Below are 16,234 nucleotides of genomic sequence, written 5' to 3'. Positions count from 1 at the left end.
TTCAAGATCAAAGTGTCAACTTAGTTAAATAATAGGAGTGCATAGTGGCCCGTATTGCAGGCATTAACATTCCTGATCATAAACACACTGTAATCGCTTTAACTGCAATTTATGGTATCGGTAAGACTCGCGCACAAGCGATTTGTGCTGCAACAGGGATTGCCGAAGATGTTAAGATCAGCGAATTGTCTGAAGAGCAGATTGATAAACTGCGTGACGAAGTTGGTAAATTTACCGTTGAAGGTGACTTACGTCGTGAAGTAACACTAAACATCAAACGTCTATTAGACTTAGGTTGTTATCGTGGTTTACGTCATCGTCGTGGTTTACCGGTACGTGGTCAACGTACTAAAACTAATGCGCGTACCCGTAAGGGTCCTCGTAAGCCGATCAAGAAATAAGTCGGGGTAAGGTAAAATGGCTAAAACACCAGTTCGTGCACGTAAACGTGTAAAAAAACAAGTTGTAGATGGCGTAGCACATATCCACGCATCTTTCAATAATACAATCGTTACTATTACTGACCGCCAAGGCAATGCTCTCGCGTGGGCAACAGCAGGTGGTTCAGGTTTCCGTGGTTCTCGTAAATCTACCCCGTTTGCGGCGCAGGTTGCTGCTGAACGTTGTGCTGAAGTTGTTAAAGAATTCGGCTTAAAGAACTTGGAAGTTATGGTGAAAGGACCTGGTCCTGGTCGTGAGTCTACTATTCGTGCGTTAAACGCAGCGGGTTTCCGTATTACGAATATTACTGATGTGACTCCGATTCCTCATAACGGTTGTCGTCCACCGAAAAAACGTCGTGTTTAATGGCGTCATAGGATAGTTGGAGAAAGAAAATGGCAAGATATTTGGGTCCTAAGCTCAAGCTAAGCCGTCGTGAAGGCACTGACTTATTCCTTAAGTCAGGTGTGCGCGCGATTGAATCAAAATGTAAAATTGATACCGCCCCAGGTCAACACGGTGCTCGTAAGCCGCGTTTATCTGACTATGGTAGTCAATTACGTGAAAAACAAAAAGTTCGTCGTATTTACGGTATCTTAGAACGTCAATTCCGTAATTATTATAAAGAAGCAAACCGCTTAAAAGGTAATACTGGTGAAAACTTACTAGTATTATTGGAAGGTAGATTGGATAACGTTGTTTATCGCATGGGCTTTGCTGCAACTCGTGCTGAAGCTCGCCAATTGGTGAGTCACAAAGCGATTGTTGTAAATGGTCGTGTTGTTAATATCCCATCATTCCAAGTTTCAGTTAATGATGTAGTTGCTGTTCGTGAGAAATCTAAAAAACAAGCACGTATTAAAGCATCATTAGAATTAGCAGAACAAAGAGAAAAACCAACTTGGTTAGAAGTTGATGCTGCTAAAATGGAAGGTGTGTTCAAACGTGTTCCTGAACGTTCTGATTTATCAGCAGACATTAACGAACATCTGATCGTTGAGCTTTACTCTAAATAATAGTTAAAGCTTAGAAGCAAAGAGAGGATAAAATGCAGGGTTCTGTTACAGAATTTTTAAAGCCACGCTTAGTTGATATTGAGCAAATTAGCTCAACTCATGCTAAAGTGATCTTAGAACCGTTAGAGCGTGGATTCGGCCACACTTTAGGTAATGCATTGCGTCGTATTCTTCTATCTTCAATGCCAGGTTGTGCTGTAACTGAAGTAGAAATTGATGGCGTATTGCACGAATACAGCAGTAAAGAAGGGGTTCAGGAAGATATTCTTGAAGTACTTCTAAACTTAAAAGGCCTAGCGGTTAAAGTTCAGAATAAAGATGATGTATTTCTGACATTAAACAAATCTGGAATTGGCCCTGTTGTTGCAGCTGACATCACCCATGATGGAGATGTTGAGATCGTAAATCCTGAGCACGTTATCTGTCATTTGACTGACGAAAGCGCATCCATTAATATGCGCATTCGCGTTCAACGTGGTAGAGGTTATGTACCCGCATCAGCGCGTGTGCATGCTCAAGATGAAGAAAGACCAATTGGTCGTCTATTAGTAGATGCTTGTTACAGTCCAGTAGACCGTATTGCTTATAATGTTGAAGCAGCACGTGTTGAACAACGTACTGACTTAGATAAATTAGTTATTGAGTTGGAAACTAACGGCACTATTGATCCAGAAGAAGCAATTCGTCGTGCAGCAACAATTTTAGCAGAGCAACTAGATGCGTTCGTTGATTTGCGTGATGTTCGTCAACCAGAAGTTAAGGAAGAAAAACCAGAATTCGATCCAATTCTGTTGCGTCCTGTTGATGACTTAGAGTTGACAGTTCGTTCTGCTAACTGTTTGAAAGCAGAAACAATTCACTATATCGGTGATTTAGTACAGCGTACTGAAGTTGAATTATTAAAAACACCTAATCTTGGTAAGAAATCACTTACTGAAATTAAGGATGTTCTTGCTTCACGCGGCTTATCACTAGGTATGCGCCTTGAAAATTGGCCACCAGCAAGTATTGCTGAAGACTAGTTTGGTCATAGGTTAAAGATTTTTCTGAGAAGGATAAGGTCATGCGCCATCGTAAGAGTGGTCGTCAACTAAACCGTAATAGCAGCCATCGCCAAGCGATGTTCCGTAATATGGCAAGCTCTTTAGTTAGTCACGAAATTATCAAGACTACGTTGCCAAAAGCTAAAGAATTACGTCGTGTAGTTGAGCCGTTAATTACATTAGCAAAAGTAGATAGCGTTGCAAATCGTCGTTTAGCTTTTGCTCGTACTCGCAACATTGAAACTGTTGCTAAATTATTCAATGAATTAGGTCCACGTTTTGCTCAACGTGCAGGTGGTTACACTCGCATCTTGAAATGTGGTTTCCGTACTGGTGATAACGCGCCAATGGCATACATTGAGTTAGTTGATCGCCCAGAAGTTGCAGCTGAAGAAGCAACTGCGGAGTAATAACTTAAATTAAGTTAGATTGTTCTAACTTATACTCGAGATAAAACCCACTGATATGTATCAGTGGGTTTTCTTTTTCCTCCGCTTTTTATGAAACAGGGATTTTACTTTTCCTTGAAGATAATCCTAATACTGGAATACTGCTGAGTTAGCTAGAAAAGAGAAAAAAGAAACCGCACTTTTCTCTTTTAATTCTCAGAGGCATAAGTGCGGTCTGTTTCTTTGATGTTTAATAGGGGAATGCAGCTCTTGTCATTTTACCGATCATCAACACCTAGCAGTAAATATTCTCCCTCAATGTTACATAAGCTACGAAAGCCAACATTCGTAATTTTAAACGCCTCTTCACTTAGCGTGTCATAATCAAAATTTTCATGATGATGGCCATGGAAAATATGTTTGACTTGCATTTTTTGTGCCAATGTATTGATCACAGCAAAACCACTAGGATGGGGTTTCGGTGCTTCATGGCAAATCAAAATATCGGCTTTTTGTTGTTCTAATGCTTCAATATCAGAGGGAAAAATAGAGGTCCTGTGGCGTAATGGTACGCCACCTCGCCATATTTTTTCTTGTGAACAGTATTGGCAATAGTGAATAGGATCAAAAAATAAAGGTTTGTTTGGTGGCATCCAAATTTGTCCACGGAAAACGCCCCCTAGCCCTGCAATTTTTTTTCCTTGGATTTCTGTCACTTTGCCATGCAAGTTACGCGATTGCCATTCGCTTTCCCAAATGGATTCAAAGGCATCGATTGTTTTACTGTCGTGGTTGCCATGAATAAACCAGAGATCGCAATATTGAGCGAGTTTTTCTAATTCACTGGCGGTAGTAAGTTGTAAGTCCCCTAAAATAATTAAAGCAACATCCTGTTTATCTTTGATGAAAGGATAAAGGTGATCAAAACTTCCATGCGGATCACCAGCAAATAAAATCATTCTTCTTCCTCAAAAATGGATGTTGTCCCATGATCATGCATTAAATTAGGAATTTCTTCTTCATTTAGGATTTTCTCGACAATCTGTTTGACCTGATTATAACGCTCTAAATAACTTGGCGATTCAATTTCAATATAAGGTACATTGTATTTATCGAGTAATTTTTTTAGTAAGAGTTGAAAACGTTGGCGTTGTTTATGATTACCTAAACTACGTAAGCCATCATCCACCCATTTAGTGTTGTTATTTAATAAAATTGTGACATCGAATGGATATTCTTTGATCATGGAATCTAAGAAAGGATGTGCTTTTCCTTCGTATTGAATACAAAAAGCTTGTGTGGTGATGAAATCTGTATCAATAATCGCCACTTTATGTGCATGACGTACCGCATAATCAATATAGCGTTGGTGCCCCAGTGCCATTTGTGGGTAATCGGAATATTGCATCGCTTGTTCATCTCCCCCCAATTTTTCGAAAACAAACTCGCGCCCATATTCCCAGGCAGACGTGGTATTGAATACTGTGGCTAATTTATTGACCAGTACAGTTTTACCACTGCTTTCCCCTCCTAAAATGGCGATAGTTTTGGCAAAGAACGGGCGTACTTCTTTTGGGATAAATTTCCAATAGTGAAATGGGTTATTGCGGATTTTTGTCGCAGAGACATTAAAAAATTGTCGCTCAGGATCGACTAAGGAAACTTCTAAACCAAGGTATTTTTCATAAGGTGCTTTATCTTGCACTTCGCTACTGAAAACTACGGTTGGATTGAAATGTTTTTCTTTAAAGAGGTTTTTGACTTGCAACGCCCACGCTTCCCAACCATTTGGGTAGCTTGGAATTCCGTCTTCAACAAGATGATGAATAAAAATCTGGTTTTTTTGGTATTTAAAAATCTGTTGCATCCAACGTAAGCGATCTTGCACTGTCGGCATACGTTTCATTTTGCTGTCATAAAAGAGTTTTAAGTCACGTTCTGTATCACTACAGACAATGACGTGTATTTCATCCACTTTACTAAAGGCTTCATAGATCATATTAATATGACCGGTATGGACAGGATAAAATTTGCCAAAAATCACACCGACTTTCTTATTATTCGGTTCGGTGATCTGCAACACTTTATGTAATGCACTGAGCTTTGTTGCGCTTGGATTTTTGATTTTTCCACTCACGAGTTGATTAAAATACGCACGTGTAATATTGGCTTGTGCACAGATCTCATTAACTTTTAAATTCAGTTGTTTACGCTTTTGTTGTAAGTAGGCAAACGTGGACATGATGCTTTCCTTTTATTCAGAAATAGTAAAGTGAAGACCGCACTTTTCAGCGAGTGGCGCAAGGTTATGCTTGGTTTTGTTGTGCAAGTAATTCATCAACCCGTTTTTCTAACGCCACTAATTTTTCCCGAGTACGCATTAATACTTGTGTTTGTACATCAAACTCTTCACGCGTCACCAAATCAAGTTTTGCTAATTGCGCTTGCAATGTTTGTTTGAGTTTGGCTTCAGCATCTTGTCCCAAGTCTTTAATCCCTTGTGGAAGAGAGTCTTGGATTTGTTGTATAACTTGCTCTATTTTTTTCGGATTTAGCATAATCGCCTCATATTTTTTGAAATTTCATCTATTGTATGTAATCTTGCTACAAATAAAAACATTTTTTCGAGATTAAGTTTGCGTTATACTATTTGCGCATTCTCAGGGCAGGGTGAAATTCCCTACCGGTGGTAAATGTATAACATAAGCCCACGAGCGTTTACTATTTCATGTCACAAGAGATAGTAAAGTCAGCAGATTTGGTGAGAATCCAAAGCCGACAGTATAGTCTGGATGAAAGAGAATAAGCAGGTTTTGTGTGCAAAACCTGTATTTTTTGTTTGTTTAAGATTTTCTTAGCCACATACTTTTCTCATCAGCCCTGATTCTGGTATCTAAATATCTTTATATTTCAAGGAATTTACTATGAATCAGTCTATTTTATCTCCTTTTGGTCAGTCAGAAGAACGTGCTATTGCTGCGATTAATGCGTTTAAACAGGGAAACGGTGTTTTAGTTCTTGATGATGAAGATCGTGAAAACGAAGGTGATCTCATTTTTCCTGCTGAAACCATTACAGTAGAACAAATGACAATGTTAATTCGTTATGGCAGTGGTATCGTTTGTTTATGTTTAAGCGATGAAATTTGCCAACAACTTGATTTGCCACCGATGGTTACTGAAAATACCAGTGTGAATAAGACGGCCTTTACGGTGACGATTGAGGCAGCTAAAGGTGTATCGACAGGCGTATCCGCCACTGATCGTGTGACAACTATTCGTGCTGCCGTTGCCGATAATGCCAAACCAAGCGATTTAAGCCGTCCGGGACATATTTTTCCATTACGTGCGATGACAGGTGGCGTGTTAAAACGCCGTGGGCATACTGAAGCATCGGTTGATCTTGCTCGTTTAGCTGGTTATAAAGCCGCTGGTGTGATTTGTGAAATTACCAATGATGATGGTTCAATGGCTCGTGCACCAGAAATTGTTACGTTTGCTCAGAAATTTGGTTTTCCAGTCGTTACGATTGAAGATTTAGTGGCTTATCGTCAAAAGTATGATGTGTAATATTTAGTGTGTATAAAAAAGTGCGGTCAAAATTTTATCTGACCGCACTTTTTGTATTAGGATAATTAATTCGTTTTCAGCTTGTTCCAATATTTTTCATAAATATCGACTGCTCTACCGACATCGCCTTGCATGATGCCTTTTTCCACTTCCTCTGCTGGTGGGAAAAGAACTGGGTTGTTGACCATTTCAGGCGCGAGTAAGTGTTTTACACCTTCGTTTGGCATTGAAAATCCCATTCTTTCGATCACAATTTTGGCATTTTCAGGACGTAATAAGAAGTCGATAAATTGATATGCGCCCTCAACATTTTTTGCTTTTTTCGGGATAGCATAGTTATCCATCCAGAAAATCGCCCCTTCTTTTGGGTAAATAAACTGAATGTTGGAATTTTCTTTATTACCTAAGTAGGCGGAACCATTCCAAATCATGCCTAAAGCAACCTCACCTTGTACATAAGGGACCTCTGGTGAATCAGAATTAAATACCAAAACGTTTGGCATGAGTTTAACCAGTTTTTCATAAGCTTGTTTAATTTCAAGCTCTTTAGTGGTGTTTGGTGATTTGCCATTTAACAGTAAAGCAATATGAAATACTTCGCGTGCATCGCTAGTTAGTAACACTTTACCTTTATATTCTGGTTTCCATAAATCTGCCCAGCTAGTAATTTTGCTAGGATCAATCTCTTCTGCATTAATACCAATACCAGTGAGTCCATAAATATAAGGCAGGGAATATTGGTTTTGTGGATCAAATTCTTTATTCAGCAAATGGGTTGGGATTTGATGTAAATTGGTTAATTTTGCGTGATCGAGTTTTTGTAGCATGCCATCTTTGACCATTTTATTGATGTAATAACTCGATGGAAAAACCAGGTCATAACCGCTATTTTTAGAAAGTAATTTGAGTTTCGCGTACATCTCTTCATTACTCTCAAAAGTAGAATAGATGACTTCAATGCCCGTTTCTTTAGTAAAATCAGCAATTAAACTTGAAGGAATGTAATCCGTCCAGTTGTAAACGTAAAGCTTTTTGTTTGCTAAGGCGGAATGTGTGAAAAAGAAAAGGGAGGTGAAGACAAGTGATTTGATGACGTTAGCAAAAAGTCTTTTCAATTTTGAGTCCCTCAATGTCTAAAGACAATAAAGTGCGGTTAAAAATGAACGGATTTTAGTGAAGCAATCCGCATGAACGTTAAGTTTAAGAACTTCGCGCTGAGTATAGCAAACTTTATAAAGTGATTGAATTAAATTGACATATTTCTTCGTCGGGGTAAACTGCCAGCTAGTGTTATTAGCGAGCGATTTTATGTTAACGTTTTCTCATCAAGAACATATCAAAACTTATTATTCCGACTCCCGTCATCTTCATTTCACTCTTCCGCCTTTACAACAACGAAAATCTGCTGATGTGTGTATCATCGGTGCGGGATTTTTTGGTCTATCGACCGCACTTGAATTAGCGGAACAAGGCAAAAAAGTGATTGTATTAGAAGGCGCACGTGTAGGCTTTGGCGCCTCAGGGCGAAATGGTGGGCAGGCGATCAACGGTTTTGAAGAAGACATTGGCGATTATATTGATGCAGTGGGATTTGATACTGCGCAGAAATTATGGCAAATGTCACTAGAAGCGTTAGCGATTATCGAAGAGCGGATTAAAAAATATAACATTCAATGTGATTGGCGTAGAGGTTATGCAACGTTAGCTTTAAATCCACGTCGTATGGATGACTTAATTGCGATTGAGAAATCTTGTCGCGAATTTTTTGCTTATCCCCATATGCAATTATGGGATAAAGCTAAATTAGCTGAGAATCTAGGCAGTGAGATTTATACGGGCGCACTCTTTGATGCCAATTCTGGTCATTTACACCCACTGAATTATTGTTTAGGTTTAGCGAAAGCCTGTTTAGCGTTAGGAGTGGAAATTTATGAACAGTCGCCAGCAGTTGATTTACGTATCGGTAAAGCAAAAGTCAAAGTGAAAACCGATCAAAGCTCCGTGATTGCCAAAGATTTAGTATTAGCCACCAATGCTTATATTCGTGTGCTACCAAAAAAGTTACATCGTGGTATTGCTCGCAAAATTTTACCTGTAGAAAGTTTTATTATTGCCACCGAGCCGTTAAGTGATGCAATGGCGGAGAGTTTGATTCGCAACCGTATGTCAGTATGTGACAATAATTATTTCTTAGATTATTACCGTTTAAGTGCCGACAATCGCTTGTTATTTGGCAGTGATTCGAGTCCGGGCTTGGATATGATGACGGTTATGCGCTGCAATATGTTGCACGTGTTTCCTCAGTTAGAAAATGTCAACATTGACTATGGTTGGGGCGGACCTATTGATATGACCTTGAATTCCAATCCACATTTTGGTCGAATTGCGCCGAATATTTATTTTGCGCAAGGGTATTCTGGACATGGCGTGGCGTTAACGGGATTAGCGGGGCGTATTGTTGCAGAAGCTATTTTAGGTAACGATGAGCGTTTACGCGTATTTGAGCAACTTAAAGTACCGAGTGTGCATGGCGGTAAGTTACTGCAAAAAGCCACCTTATTTGTAGGCACTAAATACTATCGTTTTTTAGATAAATATCGTTGATATTCCAAGAGGAAAAGTAGTAAGAAAAAACTAGTTATTCCCCTTGTTTTGCTTTATTCTTGCAAACGTTTTTCTGTAATTGCGATGGGACAGAAAAAACAAAATATGGCGCGTTGGCGCTTGAATTTTTGACTCCTTTTAAGAGGTAAACTAAGACATTGGAACAGGTTACTTTAACGTCTGATGGCACTTCATCTGTGTTTGCTGAAAATACCGTACGTGAAGTGTGTAACATCAATTACTGGGGGATGCGTTATTATAACGTAGATGAAAAAGGGGACATTTTTGTTTGTCCTGATCCTGACAAACCACAAAATCGTGTGTCTTTGGCGGCGTTAGCAGAAAAAGTGCAACGAGAACAAGGCGCACATTTACCAACACTCTTTTGCTTTCCACAAATTATTCAACACCGTTTACGCTCGATTAATCAGGCGTTTAAACGTGCCCGTGAAGACTTTGGTTATGAGGGGAATTATTTCCTCGTTTATCCAATCAAAGTAAATCAACATCGACGTATTGTGGAATCCTTAATTAGCTCAGGTCAACCGCTTGGCTTAGAAGCCGGGTCAAAGGCGGAATTGATGGCTGTGCTAGCGCATGCAGGGATCACACAAACGGTGATTGTCTGTAATGGCTATAAAGATCGAGAATATGTTCGTTTTGCCCTGATGGGTGAAAAACTTGGACATAAAGTGTATTTAGTGATTGAAAAGCTCTCTGAAATCCAGCTTGTTTTAGAGGAAGCAGCAAAACTGAATGTGAAGCCACGCTTAGGGGTACGTGCACGTTTAGCCTCACAGGGATCCGGTAAATGGCAATCTTCAGGCGGCGAAAAATCAAAATTTGGTTTATCTGCCTCACAAGTCTTGTCTTTAGTTCAGATGTTAAAAGAACATGACTGTCTCGATTGTTTACAGTTGCTACATTTCCACTTGGGATCACAGCTGGGCAACATTCGTGATGTGGCGACAGGCGTGCGAGAAAGTGCTCGTTTTTATGTTGAATTGCATAAATTAGGCGTCAATATTCAGTGCTTTGATGTGGGTGGTGGCTTAGGTGTGGATTATGAAGGAAACCGTACACAATCCGATTGCTCAGTGAACTATGGTTTAAATGAATATGCCGATACTGTTGTGTGGGGTATTGGTCAAGCCTGCCGTGAGCATGGTTTACCCCATCCTACCATTATCACCGAATCGGGTCGTGGTGTGACTGCACACCATGCCGTTTTAGTCTCTAATGTGATTGGTGTAGAACGTTATAAATTTGAAACCTTAGCGGCGCCAGCAAAAGACGCACCAAGTGTGTTACATAGTATGTGGGAAACTTGGGTGGATATTCAGTCTTCACGTGAAAAACGGTCGTTACGCAGTTGGATTCATGAAAGCCAATTTGATTTATCAGATGTACATAATCAATACAATGTCGGGTTGCTGAATTTAGAACAGCGTGCATGGGCTGAGCAACTTTATTTGAATATTTGTCATGAAGTGGGGCAATTATTTAATGAAAAGCACCGTTCTCATCGTACAATTATTGATGAACTGCAAGAACGCTTTGCGGATAAATTGTATGTGAACTTTTCTTTGTTCCAATCCTTGCCTGATGCGTGGGGGATTGACCAGCTTTTCCCGGTCTGTCCAATTTCGAATTTAAATCAACCTGTGAGCCGTCGTGCAGTATTATTAGATATTACCTGTGATTCAGATGGCACGATTGATCATTATATTGATGGGGATGGTATTACGACCACCATGCCGATGCCACATTATGAAGAAGACAATCCACCGTTATTAGGCTTCTTTATGGTCGGGGCGTATCAAGAAATTTTAGGTAACATGCATAACTTATTTGGTGATACCAGTACAGTGGATGTCTTAGTTCATGAGCAGGATAAGGCTTATATTGTGGACTACGACGAAGGTAACACCGTAGCAGATATGTTGGAATATGTTTATCTTGATCCGAAAAAATTATTGGATCGCTATCGTGAACAAATTGAGCATTCAAACTTACCTGCGTCAGAAGCCATTCAGTTCTTAAATGAACTTGAGGTGGGCTTGAATGGTTATACCTATTTAGAAGACGAGTAATTGGCAAAAGTGCGGTCTATGTTTCTGTAAAAAGACCGCGCTTTAGGACAACAGGAATCACTATGTACAATACGTTAAACAATAAAGAAGATATTTCATTAGTTTCAAATAATTTTGGTTTTCTACGCTTGCCTGTTCACTTTAATCCCGTCGAAACGGATGCAGAGTGGATTATTACTGGCGTACCGTTTGATGCGTCAGTATCGGGTCGCGCAGGAACGCGTTTTGGTGCGGAAGCTATTCGTCGCGCGTCGGTGAATTTGGCTTGGGAACACTGTCGCTTTCCATGGGATTTTGATGTGCGTGAGCGTTTAAAGATCGTGGATTGTGGCGATTTAGTTTATTCATTCGGTGATAACCAAAATTTCGTAGAAGAATTAGAAGCGCACGCAACCGCTTTATTAAAAGCGGGTAAGCGTTGCTTAACTTTTGGTGGCGATCATTTCATTACCTTGCCTTTATTACGTGCCCATGCAAAACATTTTGGTAAGTTGGCGATGATTCACTTTGATGCCCATACGGATACCTATGAAAATGGCAGTCGTTATGATCACGGTACCATGTTTTACCATGCGCCAAACGAAGGGTTAATTGATGCAGCCCATTCGGTACAAATTGGTATTCGTACTGAATTTGATCGCAACTTACCATTTACGGTACTTTCTGCGCCACAAGTCAACGAGGATAGCGTGGCACAAACTGTTGCTAAAATCAAAGAGGTAATTGGTGATTTACCTGTCTATTTAACCTTTGATATCGATTGTTTAGATCCTGCTTATGCACCGGGTACCGGTACGCCAGTCTGTGGTGGATTAAGCACAGACAAAGCATTGAAAATTTTACGTGCCTTGAAAGATGTGAATATTGTGGGTATGGATTTGGTTGAAGTCTCTCCTGCCTATGATCAATCGGACATTACTGCTTTAGCAGGTGCAACGTTGGCGCTAGAAATGCTGTATATGCAAGGGGCGAAAAAAGGCTAATATTCCTTTTTCTTGAGCAAGAAAAATCCACTTTTGTTAAGAAAGTGGATTTTTTTATGCTTGATAACTCAAAGTGCGGTGAGTTTCTGCTGCAATTCTACTTGTTTAAAGGGTTTGACAAGGACTGGGAATTGTTCTGCTTTTTCTCTTTGCTCAGTGTGCCCTGTCATCAACAGGATCTTCACTTGCGGTAAGTGTGTTTTTACCCATTTTGCGACATCTACCCCAGTTAATTTGCCGGATAACATAATATCAGAGAGTAAATAATCAATCGTTAGTCCTTGTTCTAATAAGGCAAGAGCTTGTTCACCTGACTCACATAAAACGGGTTGGTAGCCCATTTCATGTAATTGTTCTGACAGGGTCTCGCGTACACAGGCTTTATCTTCCACTACTAGAATCTGGTATGCTGTATCACAGCTCAGACGAGGTTGGGATGTCAACGCTGATACATCTTGTATTTGTTGTGCGATTGGCAATTGCAAATGAATAGCGGTACCTTGATCAGGTTGGGACTCAATCAGTACACGTCCTTTCGACTGGCGGATAAAACCATAGACCATGGATAAGCCCAAGCCACTTCCGCGACCATTTTGTTTGGTGGTGAAGAATGGTTCAAATACCCGTTTTTGTGTTTGCTCATCCATCCCACAACCGTCATCAATGATTGAGAGTTGCACCATCTCCTCTTGGCAATGAGCGCGTTGTACTGTTAATTGTGTGCTGCGAATGATGATATTACCTTCGTGATTGAGTGCATCTTTCGCATTGACAATTAAATTCACTAAAGCGGTTTCGAGCTGGTTTTTATCAATATAGACTAAAGGCAAATGTTCGCCCAATTCGAGTTGTACATTAATCGTTGGGGGGATGGTGTGTTTAATCAAATCATTAAACTCAATCACCAGTTGATTAATATCTAAAACTGTAGGGTGTAACGGTTGTTTTCGCGCATAAGCTAACAGGCGTTGTGTCAGCGTTGCGCTATTTTCTGCTGCTTTCAAGGCGCGCTGTAGACGTTTGACTTGGCGTTCATCAAGCCCATGCGGATCAATTAAATCCAAATTACCAATAATCACAGCTAAGAAATTATTGAAATCATGCGCAATCCCACCGGTGAGGTGACCGATGGCTCGCATTTTTTGACTGTGTGCAATTTCGTTTTCTAATTTTTTGCGTTGTGTACGATCAATTAAAAAGATGACTAGTCCATCTTTTAATGGACTAACCCGCCATTCCAGTACTTGCTGTGAATATTCAATTTCAAGGAAATCTTCCGCTTGCCGAATTTGTTTCAGTAAGGCGAGATCAATTGGTTGTTCCCAGCCGCTTACCTTAGCGTGTTTATGATTAAAGTAATCCACCAGCGTGTGTAAGCTTAATGGGGAGGTGTGTGTAAAAAAGTCACCTAGTAGCGTGTTAAATTGTGCGTTGTAAGACACTAAGTTAAGTTGTTGGTCAAAAATGGCGAGACCGTCGCGCATAGCTAAAAACGTGTGCTCTAATAATTCACTCTTTTCTTTTAATAATGAGTCAGTTTGCTCTAAGGTCAGCACATTTTGGTGAAAAATATCAAAGGTCCGTGCTAAATCGCCAATTTCATCTTGGGTTTGTTGTTGCGGTACCATCACGTTTTTATCGCCTTGTGATAAGCGTTTTAACGCATCAGTAATGGAATATAAGCGTTTGCCGATCAAGGAATAAATGTATTGTCCTAGAATAATAATCAATAAAATCGTAAATAACGAAAAGAGCAAAATAGACAAAGTAAGTGTGGATAATCGTTGTTGAATTTGTTCTGAATCAATATCCACGCTGTCCACTTTTTCTTTCGCCAATTGTGTATATTGTTGGCTAATTTGTTGCACCAAAGCATCAATCTGGAAGGTGAGGAATTGCACGCGTAAATTGATCTTTTCAAGGGCTTTAGCATTGTCAATCAACTGTGGGAAAAGGGCTTTGAGCTTATCCAGTTCTTGGTTAATGTCGATTAAGTAATCAACTGCAGGGAAGAGTAAGAAATTGGACTCAATGCTGATAAAAATCCCCGTCGAGAAATTACTTTTGGTGGCATCTTCAATTAATTTTTCCATACGGTTAAGCTGCGATAAAAAAGTGGCAGGGATCTGTTCTGGCAGTGCGGTATTTTTTTCCAGTCTTTTAATATGCTGAATGTGGAGCAACCCTTGGTTTAATTCACTAATGATTGTGGTGTTAAGAATATGACGTCGGTGAGTTTGTAATAGCAAGTCTTGTACACTTTTTCCCAGTAAATCAATGTGATAGATGATATTAGCAAAGCGTTGGTCCTCTGGTGTAGATTGCTTCGCTTGAGTTAAGAGCATTTGTAATTGTTCAGCATGATGTGCCAAGGTTTTGGATTCTTCTTGATACTCTAAAGCGCGTGTTGTTTGAGTAAGGCGTTTTGCATAAGTAGAAATTTGTGCGGTTTTTACCCCTAAGGTCATTGAGGAAAACATCTGGTTAAGTGAGCGATCACGTAAGTTAGAGAGTGAGTGATAAGTGCTATTTAAACCAATAATAGCTGTCATACTGATTACAACAATTAAAAAAATAGCGGTGATCAAAAACAGCATTAAACGAAAGCGTACGCTGTAAGGCTTAGTAAAAAAAGATGTTTTCCAATTTTTCATTTTTTAGACCGCACTTGAACTAGGTTGCCATTATTTTAAGCATAAATGGCGAAAAAAAAATGACAAATATGAATTGAGTCGTGTTTTTTATATTGAGAAAAGAAAAACGACCTACTTAATATTAAAGTAGGTCAAGGATATTTTGTTAAACACTAACAACACTCATTTTAGGTCCAAATGGCTCAAAGTGAATATCACTTTCATTCCAACCTTGCCGTTTTAATAAGTCGATAATACCTTCCATAAAGTTGATTGATCCACATACATATATATTCGCATTTTGTGGTATATGTTTTGCAATGAAATCAGCATCAATACGTGATTGTTCAGCAGTATAAATAATGTGACAATCTGTGTTGTCTGCTTGTTGTAAGAGAGCTTCAACTTCTGCTTTAAACGCGTGATTTTCATTATTGCGACAAGAGTGAATCCAACAAATTTCACGCTGTGAGTTATGATTTACTTGCTCTTCTAACATTGCTAATAATGGGGTTATTCCTACTCCACCACTGATCAGTACTAGTGGTTTATCATTTTGTTCTAATAAAAAATCACCTGCTGGTGCAGTAAAATCTAAAGTGTCGCCAACTTGTACATGATCATGTAAGTAGTGTGATACTAAACCTTTTGTTTCTCCCTTTCCTTCACGCTTAACAGCAAATTTTAGTCCGTTGCTAGTGTTCATTGAACAGAGAGAATAATGTCGCCATGCTGTATTGACTTCATCCTCTGGTTGTACACGTACAGTAATATATTGACCTGCTTTTAATATTGGTAATGGGAAATCTGTCTGCACAGTAAATTCTGTGATTTGATCAGAAACAGCGCGTTTAGCAACCACTTTAAAAGGCTTATAACCTTCCCATGCAGCGGCAGCATACATCTCTTGTTCTACTTTAATAAATACATCTGCAATTACTCCATAAGCTTTTTTCCAAGCATCGATAATTTCTGGTGTTGCAGCATCTCCTAATACTACTTTAATTGCTTTCAGTAAGTTTTCACCAACGATAGGATAATGTTCAGGTTTGATTTCAAGCGCTCGGTGTTTGTGACCAATTTGCATTACATTCGGTAAAATCACAGTAAGATTATCAATATGTTTCGCCGCTGCTAGAACTGTACTTGCTAATGCCATTGGTTGACGTCCTTGTTTTTGGTTAGTCTTATTAAAAACATTTAATAATTCAGGATGTGCGTTAAACATATTATGATAAAAAGTATTAGTGATAGTTGTACCATGTTGCTCTAATACAGGAATAGTTGCTTTAATAATGTCACGAGTTTGTTGATCTAACATTTTTCTTCCTTTGTTATAAGTAGTTGAGTTATTTGGTCGGGTTTGGTTTTGGCTCAATTTACATAAATTCAGTAAGTCGTTTCTATACCTCGCTGGATGTATATAAATAGTATTTTTGATATAGATCAAAAGGAAGAGGGAA

At 39.3% G+C, this 16,234-nt stretch carries 15 protein-coding genes and 1 riboswitch; of the genes, 9 read left to right on the top strand and 6 right to left on the bottom strand.

Annotated features, from left to right (window positions below):
- The first annotated feature begins 44 nt into the window (after positions 1-44).
- From rpsM to rplQ, 5 genes are read left to right on the top strand one after another with little or no spacing between them, the layout of a single operon-like run.
- Positions 45-401 carry a 30S ribosomal protein S13 gene (gene rpsM / locus CKV69_RS07875; RefSeq protein ID WP_005717912.1) on the top strand — a complete coding sequence of 119 codons (357 nt, stop codon included), beginning with the start codon at positions 45-47 and terminating at the stop codon, positions 399-401.
- A gap of 16 nt (positions 402-417) precedes the next feature.
- A complete protein-coding gene (gene rpsK, locus CKV69_RS07870) occupies positions 418-807 on the top strand; it encodes a 30S ribosomal protein S11 (protein ID WP_005701868.1) in 390 nt (129 codons plus the stop codon).
- 29 nt (positions 808-836) lie between these two features.
- Positions 837-1,457 carry a 30S ribosomal protein S4 gene (gene rpsD / locus CKV69_RS07865; protein ID WP_005717911.1) on the top strand — a complete coding sequence of 207 codons (621 nt, stop codon included), beginning with the start codon at positions 837-839 and terminating at the stop codon, positions 1,455-1,457.
- Between the two features lie 32 nt (positions 1,458-1,489).
- Positions 1,490-2,479, top strand: a complete 990-nt coding sequence (locus tag CKV69_RS07860) for a DNA-directed RNA polymerase subunit alpha (protein ID WP_005717909.1) — start codon at positions 1,490-1,492, stop codon at positions 2,477-2,479.
- Positions 2,480-2,520: 41 nt separating this feature from the next.
- On the top strand, positions 2,521-2,910 hold the full coding sequence (rplQ, locus tag CKV69_RS07855) for a 50S ribosomal protein L17 (protein ID WP_005717908.1): 390 nt from the start codon (positions 2,521-2,523) through the stop codon (positions 2,908-2,910).
- Between the two features lie 257 nt (positions 2,911-3,167).
- Here the strand turns inward: rplQ and CKV69_RS07850 are convergent, their stop codons facing one another.
- From CKV69_RS07850 to ubiK, 3 genes are all read right to left on the bottom strand, one after another.
- Positions 3,168-3,848: a metallophosphoesterase family protein gene (locus CKV69_RS07850; protein WP_005724010.1), complete on the bottom strand. Its 681-nt coding sequence runs from the start codon at positions 3,846-3,848 to the stop codon at positions 3,168-3,170.
- Positions 3,845-5,131, bottom strand: coding sequence for a multifunctional transcriptional regulator/nicotinamide-nucleotide adenylyltransferase/ribosylnicotinamide kinase NadR (gene nadR / locus CKV69_RS07845; protein WP_005724008.1), 1,287 nt, complete (start codon positions 5,129-5,131; stop codon positions 3,845-3,847). Before nadR ends, CKV69_RS07850 begins: the two co-directional genes overlap by 4 nt.
- 64 nt (positions 5,132-5,195) lie before the next feature.
- Entirely contained in the window at positions 5,196-5,447 is a 252-nt protein-coding gene (ubiK, locus tag CKV69_RS07840) for a ubiquinone biosynthesis accessory factor UbiK (RefSeq protein WP_005717905.1), read from the bottom strand.
- A gap of 94 nt (positions 5,448-5,541) precedes the next feature.
- A riboswitch (FMN riboswitch) is annotated at positions 5,542-5,697 on the top strand.
- A 116-nt stretch (positions 5,698-5,813) separates the two neighbouring features.
- Here ubiK and ribB point away from each other — a divergent pair.
- Positions 5,814-6,458 (top strand): 3,4-dihydroxy-2-butanone-4-phosphate synthase, encoded by a 645-nt coding sequence (ribB, locus tag CKV69_RS07835; RefSeq protein ID WP_005724006.1) that lies wholly within the window; start codon positions 5,814-5,816, stop codon positions 6,456-6,458.
- A gap of 65 nt (positions 6,459-6,523) precedes the next feature.
- On the opposite strand, the gene CKV69_RS07830 is transcribed toward ribB, so the two are convergent.
- Positions 6,524-7,573 carry an extracellular solute-binding protein gene (locus CKV69_RS07830; protein ID WP_005752003.1) on the bottom strand — a complete coding sequence of 350 codons (1,050 nt, stop codon included), beginning with the start codon at positions 7,571-7,573 and terminating at the stop codon, positions 6,524-6,526.
- Positions 7,574-7,766: 193 nt separating this feature from the next.
- On the opposite strand from CKV69_RS07830, the gene CKV69_RS07825 reads away from it, so the two are divergent.
- The 3 genes from CKV69_RS07825 to speB all read left to right on the top strand — a co-directional run bounded on the left by CKV69_RS07825 (position 7,767) and on the right by speB (position 12,138).
- Positions 7,767-9,062, top strand: coding sequence for an NAD(P)/FAD-dependent oxidoreductase (locus tag CKV69_RS07825; RefSeq protein ID WP_014326500.1), 1,296 nt, complete (start codon positions 7,767-7,769; stop codon positions 9,060-9,062).
- A gap of 158 nt (positions 9,063-9,220) precedes the next feature.
- The gene (speA, locus tag CKV69_RS07820; protein WP_005754927.1) at positions 9,221-11,155 is read left to right on the top strand and encodes a biosynthetic arginine decarboxylase; all 1,935 of its coding nucleotides are present in this window, start codon (positions 9,221-9,223) and stop codon (positions 11,153-11,155) included.
- 62 nt (positions 11,156-11,217) lie between these two features.
- Positions 11,218-12,138, top strand: a complete 921-nt coding sequence (gene speB / locus CKV69_RS07815; RefSeq protein WP_014326499.1) for an agmatinase — start codon at positions 11,218-11,220, stop codon at positions 12,136-12,138.
- Positions 12,139-12,206: 68 nt separating this feature from the next.
- Here the strand turns inward: speB and CKV69_RS07810 are convergent, their stop codons facing one another.
- On the bottom strand, positions 12,207-14,792 hold the full coding sequence (locus CKV69_RS07810; RefSeq protein WP_014326498.1) for an ATP-binding protein: 2,586 nt from the start codon (positions 14,790-14,792) through the stop codon (positions 12,207-12,209).
- 145 nt (positions 14,793-14,937) lie between these two features.
- Complete coding sequence (gene hmpA, locus CKV69_RS07805) at positions 14,938-16,092, bottom strand: NO-inducible flavohemoprotein (protein ID WP_014326497.1); 1,155 nt, start codon at positions 16,090-16,092, stop codon at positions 14,938-14,940.
- Positions 16,093-16,234: the final 142 nt, after the last annotated feature.

Source organism: Pasteurella multocida, assembly GCF_900187275.1.
In the GTDB taxonomy this organism is placed as follows: Bacteria; Pseudomonadota; Gammaproteobacteria; order Enterobacterales; family Pasteurellaceae; genus Pasteurella; species Pasteurella multocida.
This window is presented reverse-complemented; position numbering and strand designations above follow the sequence as displayed.

What these genes read in the sequence shown, in the direction of transcription:
- rpsK (WP_005701868.1), top strand. Translation starts at nt 418, where the DNA reads ATGGCTAAAACACCAGTTCGTGCACGTAAACGTGTAAAAAAACAAGTT.
- rpsD (WP_005717911.1), top strand. Translation starts at nt 837, where the DNA reads ATGGCAAGATATTTGGGTCCTAAGCTCAAGCTAAGCCGTCGTGAAGGC.
- CKV69_RS07860 (WP_005717909.1), top strand. Translation starts at nt 1,490, where the DNA reads ATGCAGGGTTCTGTTACAGAATTTTTAAAGCCACGCTTAGTTGATATT.
- rplQ (WP_005717908.1), top strand. Translation starts at nt 2,521, where the DNA reads ATGCGCCATCGTAAGAGTGGTCGTCAACTAAACCGTAATAGCAGCCAT.
- CKV69_RS07850 (WP_005724010.1), bottom strand. Translation starts at nt 3,848, where the DNA reads ATGATTTTATTTGCTGGTGATCCGCATGGAAGTTTTGATCACCTTTAT.
- nadR (WP_005724008.1), bottom strand. Translation starts at nt 5,131, where the DNA reads ATGTCCACGTTTGCCTACTTACAACAAAAGCGTAAACAACTGAATTTA.
- ubiK (WP_005717905.1), bottom strand. Translation starts at nt 5,447, where the DNA reads ATGCTAAATCCGAAAAAAATAGAGCAAGTTATACAACAAATCCAAGAC.
- ribB (WP_005724006.1), top strand. Translation starts at nt 5,814, where the DNA reads ATGAATCAGTCTATTTTATCTCCTTTTGGTCAGTCAGAAGAACGTGCT.
- CKV69_RS07825 (WP_014326500.1), top strand. Translation starts at nt 7,767, where the DNA reads ATGTTAACGTTTTCTCATCAAGAACATATCAAAACTTATTATTCCGAC.
- speB (WP_014326499.1), top strand. Translation starts at nt 11,218, where the DNA reads ATGTACAATACGTTAAACAATAAAGAAGATATTTCATTAGTTTCAAAT.
- CKV69_RS07810 (WP_014326498.1), bottom strand. Translation starts at nt 14,792, where the DNA reads ATGAAAAATTGGAAAACATCTTTTTTTACTAAGCCTTACAGCGTACGC.
- hmpA (WP_014326497.1), bottom strand. Translation starts at nt 16,092, where the DNA reads ATGTTAGATCAACAAACTCGTGACATTATTAAAGCAACTATTCCTGTA.